The organism is Vicinamibacteria bacterium (genome assembly GCA_035620555.1).
Lineage (GTDB): Bacteria > Acidobacteriota > Vicinamibacteria > Marinacidobacterales > SMYC01 > DASPGQ01.
Window position 1 is genome coordinate 1 of record DASPGQ010000060.1, and the last position, 7,127, is coordinate 7,127.

Sequence of the window (7,127 nt, forward strand, 5' to 3'; positions counted from 1 at the left end):
TTTTTTGCTCGATGTGCGGAGCGGTTGAGCTTGGTCTGGACCGAGTTGAACCGCGGAGATCGTGGCAGCGCCAACGGGTGAACATCCACGGCGCAGATCCAAACGGCACTCGCGACCGTCATGGCGGCTTGGGCCGTGGACACGCGGAACGCTTCGGGGTGCTCTGACAGTCGCAGCTCCATTTGCTGAATGATGTGCTCCGTTGGCAAGTCATCGGTTGGCGAGCGAGCCGACAAACCGGGCGACTTCCTTCTCGACGAGCTCGGGCTGGTCGAGCCACACGAATATCGCCGCATCTTCGATCGTGCGTCGCTCCAAGAGCGGGTTCTTCTCGACGCCGTTCCAGGTGTCGAGAAAATAGTACCGGAGCCATTTGGTCGCCTCGTCCTCGAGCATTTGCTCGGGGAAACCGGGAGTGAGAACGAGCACCGGGGCTGCGATGTCGCCGAACTCCAGGGAGACATCGGAAGCCCAGAACTCCAGCAGATAGCGGATGTAGACGGGGAGCGGGCCGTGTGAGACCTGATCGAACAGATGGGCACCCCGCTCCGGGTCGAGCGAGTAGCTTCGCGGCGGAAAGTTGTTGTCGTTCCACGTCTCCAGGGTAACGGTCTTGAACCAGTTCGGGGCCATCCGCTCGTCCTGGTAACGGATGCGCTCTTCGAGGCTCGGCGACATGTTCGGGAGTGTCATGACTGCGGTGCCGGCGAAGAGGATGACGCCGCGGACGAGCTCGGGATGGTCGATTGCCACTCGAAGCCCGATCTGGCTTCCCTCGAGAAAGTGTCCGCCAACCACGGGCCGATCGAGCTTCTCCTTTGCGATCAAGTCGAGGAGAGCTCTGAGACCTCCGCGGATCCAGGTCTGCTCTCCGTAGCTCGTTCCCTCCGGGGGCATGGGTGGGGCTTTCGTGCCTCCCATGCCCGCGAGGGTGACGGCATACATCGTGTAATCCTTGTCGTGATTCTTCATGAACGGCTCGAAGACGCTCCAGCTGAAGCCGCCGCCGGGAATAAGGACCATGGGAACCGGGCCCGTTCCGCGTTTCTCGACGTGCCCGAAAGTGTTCGGCGGGGCCGTTTCGTAGCCTTTCGGATGCACCAGATTATTCAGGGTGGGATCCTGCGTCATGGAGCGCTCTTGGCCGGAGCGCAGGGGACTCGCGGCCGCCAGGCCGGCCAGAACCAACATGGTGTGAAGCTTCTTGTTTCTCGACATCGACGTACGACACCTCCTTCTAGGTCCCTACTCTCTGGTAGCGGAAGGTCGGCGTCGCCAGTCCTTATAAATCTTGACGAGAAATCTCGTCGCAATAGGCTGGGTCTCGCGCCACGACCCCGTCGGGCGAGTCGGCTGAACTCGATTAACGCGCTCCGCGCCGAGTAACCGCCATGACAAACTGCGAGTGGTAGAATCGCTCGAAACCATTCCGCGAGGAGGTCCAGTGTCCGAGGGCTACTACAAGCGGTACCACCTGCCGCACTTCGGCGACATCGCCGAGGGAAGCGGCGAGCTGGCTCAAAAGTTCTTCGATTACTACGGCGCGGTCTTCGCTGAAGGAGCGCTCACCGAGCGCGAGAAATCTCTCATCGCACTCGCGGTGGCCCACGCGGTGCAGTGCCCCTACTGCATCGACGCCTACAGCCAGGATTGCCTTCAGAAGGGCGCCGACCTCGAGCAGATGACCGAGGCAGTTCACGTCGCCACCGCCATCCGGGGCGGCGCGTCGCTAGTCCATGGCATCCAGATGCTCGAGCATGTGAAGAGCGCGTCGATGTGAGCACTTCTCACCAGGAGCTCGTCGGTCCGAGAGGTACGACATCGCTACGGTCTCGTGCCGTTCCCCTCGCGGAGCCGAGGCGCCAAATTGCCCTTCTCCAGGCCGTGGACCTCGAAGGTTCTCCCCATGGGGGTAACTTCGACGAGGCTCTCGCTCACGCGGGCCACCCACGCCTGGGACCGGCAAAGCTCGAGATCTTCCAGATCAACGTAGGCAAGCTCTGCAACATGACGTGCAAACACTGCCATGTGGGTGCTGGCCCCGATCGTATCGAGGAGCAGATGGACCGCGACACCGCGGAAGCCTGCATGCGGGCTCTCGATAAAACGGAAGCCCATACCGTCGATATCACCGGTGGCGCGCCCGAGCTCAATGCCAACTTCTCTTATCTCGTGGAGGAGTCCGTCGGACGCGGAAAGCACGTCATCGATCGATGCAATCTCACCGTACTGTTGCTTCCGCGCTTCCGCGAGCTCCCCGACTGGCTCGCCGAGCGCGACGTGGAGATCGTCGCCTCGCTCCCTCATTGGCGTCGCCGCAACACCGACAGCCAGCGGGGGGAGGGGACCTTCGATGCCTCGATCCAGGCAATACGGCGCCTCAACGCCGCGGGCTACGGACGAGGCGACTCCCGGAAGCGGCTCACACTGATGGTGAACCCCGTGGGGGCTTTTCTTGCCGGAAGCCAGTCGAGCCTGGAGCGCGAATGGAAAGAGGGACTCGAGCGCGAGCACCGCGTCCGCTTCGACCGGCTCATCGCCTTGAACAACATGCCGATCTCTCGCTTTCTCGAGTGGCTCGATGCGACGGGGAACTTGCGGCCCTATCTGCAGCTCCTCGTCAGGAAATTCAACTCCGCGACGGTCTCCGGCTTGATGTGCCGAAACACGTTGTCGGTCTCGTGGGACGGACGCCTGTTCGACTGCGATTTCAATCAGATGCTGGAGCTCCCCATCGTCGGTAGTGACGGCAGAGTGCTCAACGTTCGCGATCTCGACCGGGGCACGATCGCCTCGAGACGCATCGTCACCGGTCGTCATTGCTACGGGTGCACCGCCGGGGCGGGTAGTAGCTGTGGGGGAAGTCTCAGCGGCGGCGCGGCGAGCTAGAACCGCCGCGACGAACCTTCCTGGCGAGAGAGCTCCTGCCGAAAACGGGAAGGGGTCATCTGCGTGTATTTCTTGAAAGCCTGATTGAAGGACGTCTTATTGTTGAAGCCGGCTTCGAACGCGAGGCTCAAAAGGGATTCGTCTCTCCGCGCCGGATCCGATAGGAGCCGCTTCGCTTCTTCGACCCGGTAGCGGTTCACGAAGTCGTTGAATCGCAGTCCGAATCCCTGGTTGATGACCTGGGAAAGCTGATACGGCGGAACCTCGAGCAAGCTCGCGAGATCCAGAAGCCTCAAATTGGCGTCGACATGGGGACGCGCGGACTCCATGACCGCGACGAGGCGCTCGCGGTATTCGGAGATCGCGGCCTCGGTGAGGGTCGAACCTTCGTATTTTCCTCGCCGGAGCCGGGCGAGCTCCCCGATGAAGATCTCGGGGACCCGGAGCGCGGTGTAGCCGACCGCGTAGATCGAGACGGTCATCGCCAGAGTGGTGGCGGTGTCGATCCTCCGGGAGTAGGAGATCCCGAACGTCAGCGCGATTCCATAGAGGAACCAGCACGAGAAGCTGAGAGCGAAGGCGGCAAACAGACGTCGGAGCCAGAGCGACTGCTGCTCGCTGCCGGTCAACTCACCCAGTCGGCGGAGACTCGCAACGAGGTAGCAAACGAAATGCACGAACTGTAGCGCCCAGAAGGTGAGCATGAACGGATCGGCGGATCCCGAGAACGATTCGTAAGTCGACTCGAGGAGCCGTCGCTTCACCTCGGCCGGCAACAGATAAAAGCGGGAGAAAAGGAGCAAGCACACGACGAAGGGCAGGAAATGCACCGCGCACCGTCTCCGGAGCCGGAATGACGTTTCGAGCAGCGCCCGGACGTACAGATACAAGAGGGGGCCGTATAGGTACGGAAAGAACCAGACGAAACCCCAAAGGTGCGGCGCCTGTCCCAGAGCGCGTGTCCAATAGAGCACGATGTGGAGCAGATGAAGCGAGTAGAGTCCGACGAGAGCAGCCAGGATCCGGTTAGCGAGGCGGTTCCCGCGGGCCTGGGTCCATAGCACGAGCCCGAGGAAGAAACCGTGAATCACTCCGAGGAGCGCGAGTGTTTCCCCGAGACCGAGCTCCGTCGTCATGGCTTCCTTACGCTCCTATGCTACTGCTTTACGGGTCAGCTGGGTGATGCTAGGCTGCTGGCGTTTGGATGGTCCTTTCCCAAATGAGGTCGAGAATGCGCACGTGCCCGCTCGTTGCGGTGGCACTCATGCTGGTTACAGGGGTGGCCACCGCTCAGGGCGACCGAGGCAAGCGGCTCTACGACGCCCACTGTGCGCGTTGTCACAGCATCGGCGGTACCGGCGGAGAGGGACCAGCGCTCGCGCGTCCCGTTCTTCCGCGCGCAGCGGACGACGAGACGCTATTCGACGTCATCCGGAATGGCATCGAAGGTACGGACATGCCCGAGACCTGGCAGCTCTCGAAGTCCGAGATCGAAGAGATCGTTCTTTACGTTCGCTCGCTCGGTCGGATCGAGCGAGAAGCCTTGACCGGTGACCCGGAGCGAGGACGGGCCCTCTACGAGGGCAGGGGAGGTTGCGTCGTCTGCCACATCGTCGAAGGGGAGGGCGGCATACTCGGGCCCGACCTCACGAACATCGGCTCATTGCGCGGAACGGCGCATTTGCGCGAGGCCCTGACGGACCCCGGTGCCTCGGTTCTGAAAGGCTACGTGGTCGTTCGCGCGATCCAGGCGGATGGGACCGAAGTCACTGGGCATCGCATCAACGAGGACTCGTTCACCATCCAGCTTCGCGATGAGCGGGGCCGATTTCACTCCTTGTCGAAGCGCGACCTTCGCGAGCTCGAGCCGAAACCAGGGCAGAGCCTGATGCCGAGCTACGAGAAAGAGCTCACGTCCGAGGAGATCGAAGACATCGTTGCCTTTCTCGCGGGCTTGAGAGGTGCACCGTGACTCGGTCGGTGATTCTGCTCGTCACGGTCTTTGCCTTCTCGGCCATGCTCGAAGGGCAAGTGACCTACGAGCGACTGAGAAACGCGGATAGGGAGCCGGGTCAGTGGCTCACCTACTCGGGGGACTATGCATCGCACCGGTTCTCATCCCTCGACGAGATCAGTCGCGACAACGTCGCCAGGCTGAGGCCGGCCTGGATCTATCAAACCCAGGAGTCGGGAGAGCTCGAGACGTCGCCGCTCGTCGCCGACGGAGTCATGTACCTCACCGAGGCATCGGGGGCGGTCGTTGCGCTGGATGTCAAGACCGGAAGGGAGCTCTGGCGCTGGTCCCGACCCTTGCCCAACGATCTGCGTACGCTCGGCTTTCCCCGAACGAATCGAGGTCTCGCGATTCTCGGTGAGACGGTCTATGCGGGAACGCTCGATGCCCACCTGATCGCTCTCGACGCGATTTCCGGCGCCGTCCGCTGGGACAGAAACGTCGCTGAGAACGAGCTCGGCTATGCGATCACCGCGGCTCCTCTCGCCATCGATGGCAAGATCATCATGGGAGTGAGTGGAGGCGAAGCCGGGATTCGAGGCTTCCTGGATGCCTACGATGCCGCGACCGGTGAGCGAGTGTGGCGCTTCCATACTGTCCCCGGACCCGGTGAGCCGGGGAACGAGACCTGGGGCGGCGACAGCTGGAAGACGGGCGGTGGTGCGACATGGCTCACCGGTTCCTACGATCCGGAGAGCAACCTGCTCATCTGGGGCACCGGCAATCCCGCGCCCGATTGGAACGGGGACTCGAGGCCGGGCGACAACCTCTATACGTGCTCGGTCGTCGCCCTCCATGCCGACTCGGGCGCGCTCGCCTGGTTCTTTCAATTCACGCCTCACGACGTTCACGATTGGGACGCGAATCAGATCCCCGTTCTCGTCGAGGAAGTCGTCCAGGGGGAGCGGCGGAAGCTCGTCGCCATGGCGAACCGCAACGCGTTCTACTATCTGATCGACCGGACGACGGGGCAATTCCTGCGCGCGACGCCCTACGCGAAGCAGACCTGGGCCAAAGAAATCGACGAGACCGGCCGACCCGTGCTGCTGCCCGACAAGGCGCCCACCGAAGAGGGGACGCTCGTTTGGCCGAGCCTTCAAGGGGCGACGAACTGGTTCAGCCCTTCCTACAGTCCGCGAACCAAGCTTCTCTACGTTGCCGTCCGGGAAATGGGCTCGTACTACTTCAAGGCGGAAGCCGAGTACGAGCCGGGTGAGTACTTCATGGGAGGCGGTGAGCGCGCGTTGAGAGACGAAGCCTATGGCGCGATCCGTGCGCTCGATATCGCCACCGGCGAGACGAGATGGGAGTTCAAACAGCTCACGCCGCCCTGGGCGGGGGTGCTCTCGACCGCGGGCGACCTCGTCTTCGCCGGATCGGAGGAAGGGAACTTCTTCGCTCTCGATGCCACCACCGGTGAGCCTCTGTGGCAGTTTCAAACCGGCGGAGACGTGAGAGCGAATCCCATCGCGTTCGAGATCGACGGCAAACAGCACATTGGAGTGGCCGCAGGCCGCGCGATATTCGTCTTCGGACTCTAGCTTCCAAGGAGGCTACGCGGTCTCCTTTTCGTCTCGCCGAAACATGAAACCTTTCGGGCTAGGGACGGGCGCAGCAGGTTCAGAATCGTATCGGTATCGGCTCGACCGCCCGACGCCACCTCTCGGGAATGGAGTTGATGCCCAGCCGGGCAGCCACGATCCCGCCGACGATGGCGGCAACCGTATCCGCGTCCCCTCCGCAGGCGACCGCATGGCGGATCGCCGCCTCGAAATCATCGAGATGGTGGAAGGCGATCCAGAGGGCCAGGGGAACGGTATCGAAGCACGTCACCTTGGATCCGTTCCCGAGACGGCGTGCCGCCTGCCTCAGATCCGTGCCCGAGGGCAGACTTGCGGCTGCCTCGATGCCTCGGGTCACCTTCAAGGAAGGTGCGAGGGGACCGTGAACGACGGAGTAGAGGTCGGTGAGCGACGGCACCGGCCGACCCCGAGTCCGGGCCGCAAGCCAGGCGGCGAGAGCTGTCGCCGCGGCGCCTGCGCGCGCCTCGGGATGCGCGTGCGTGACCTCGGCCGATCGCTCGGCTTGGGTGACGACGGTATCCACGGTCGCTTCAAAAAAGTAGGCACCCAGAGGGGCCACGCGCATCGCCGAGCCGTTTCCGAAGGAGCCTCGGGGAAAGAACTTATCCTTGAGCTCCCTCCAATCCTTTCCCGCGCCGAGG

The 7,127-nt window shown here is 62.8% G+C and carries 8 protein-coding genes; 4 read left to right on the forward strand and 4 right to left on the reverse strand.

From position 1 onward, the window contains the following. Window positions 1-209: hypothetical protein (locus VEK15_02280; GenBank protein HXV59493.1), on the reverse strand; the 209-nt coding region annotated here is incomplete at its 3' end. A 1-nt stretch (window position 210) separates the two neighbouring features. Further along, window positions 211-1,218, reverse strand: a complete 1,008-nt coding sequence (locus tag VEK15_02285; protein HXV59494.1) for an alpha/beta hydrolase — start codon at window positions 1,216-1,218, stop codon at window positions 211-213. A gap of 226 nt (window positions 1,219-1,444) precedes the next feature. Here VEK15_02285 and VEK15_02290 point away from each other — a divergent pair, with 226 nt between their 5' ends. Next, entirely contained in the window at window positions 1,445-1,780 is a 336-nt protein-coding gene (locus VEK15_02290) for an arsenosugar biosynthesis-associated peroxidase-like protein (GenBank protein HXV59495.1), read from the forward strand. Then, window positions 1,777-2,889, forward strand: coding sequence for an arsenosugar biosynthesis radical SAM (seleno)protein ArsS (arsS, locus tag VEK15_02295; protein HXV59496.1), 1,113 nt, complete (start codon window positions 1,777-1,779; stop codon window positions 2,887-2,889). Before VEK15_02290 ends, arsS begins: the two co-directional genes overlap by 4 nt. Here the strand turns inward: arsS and VEK15_02300 are convergent. Next, window positions 2,886-4,025 (reverse strand): helix-turn-helix domain-containing protein, encoded by a 1,140-nt coding sequence (locus VEK15_02300; GenBank protein HXV59497.1) that lies wholly within the window; start codon window positions 4,023-4,025, stop codon window positions 2,886-2,888. The genes arsS and VEK15_02300 overlap by 4 nt on opposite strands. Window positions 4,026-4,120: 95 nt before the next feature. Here VEK15_02300 and VEK15_02305 point away from each other — a divergent pair, with 95 nt between their 5' ends. Together VEK15_02305 and VEK15_02310 are read left to right on the forward strand one after the other, a co-directional pair. Next, a complete protein-coding gene (locus VEK15_02305) occupies window positions 4,121-4,861 on the forward strand; it encodes a c-type cytochrome (GenBank protein ID HXV59498.1) in 741 nt (246 codons plus the stop codon). Further along, a complete protein-coding gene (locus tag VEK15_02310) occupies window positions 4,858-6,444 on the forward strand; it encodes a PQQ-dependent dehydrogenase, methanol/ethanol family (GenBank protein HXV59499.1) in 1,587 nt (528 codons plus the stop codon). The genes VEK15_02305 and VEK15_02310 overlap by 4 nt, the downstream gene beginning before the upstream one ends. Window positions 6,445-6,523: 79 nt before the next feature. Here VEK15_02310 and VEK15_02315 read toward each other — a convergent pair. Further along, window positions 6,524-7,127, reverse strand: a 604-nt coding sequence (locus VEK15_02315) for an ADP-ribosylglycohydrolase family protein (protein HXV59500.1), incomplete at its 5' end; no start/stop codon positions are given.

Bases quoted from the DNA above. Each gene is read 5' to 3' on its own strand.
- VEK15_02285 (HXV59494.1), bottom strand. From the start codon at position 1,218: ATGTCGAGAAACAAGAAGCTTCACACCATGTTGGTTCTGGCCGGCCTG.
- VEK15_02300 (HXV59497.1), bottom strand. From the start codon at position 4,025: ATGACGACGGAGCTCGGTCTCGGGGAAACACTCGCGCTCCTCGGAGTG.
- VEK15_02305 (HXV59498.1), top strand. From the start codon at position 4,121: ATGCGCACGTGCCCGCTCGTTGCGGTGGCACTCATGCTGGTTACAGGG.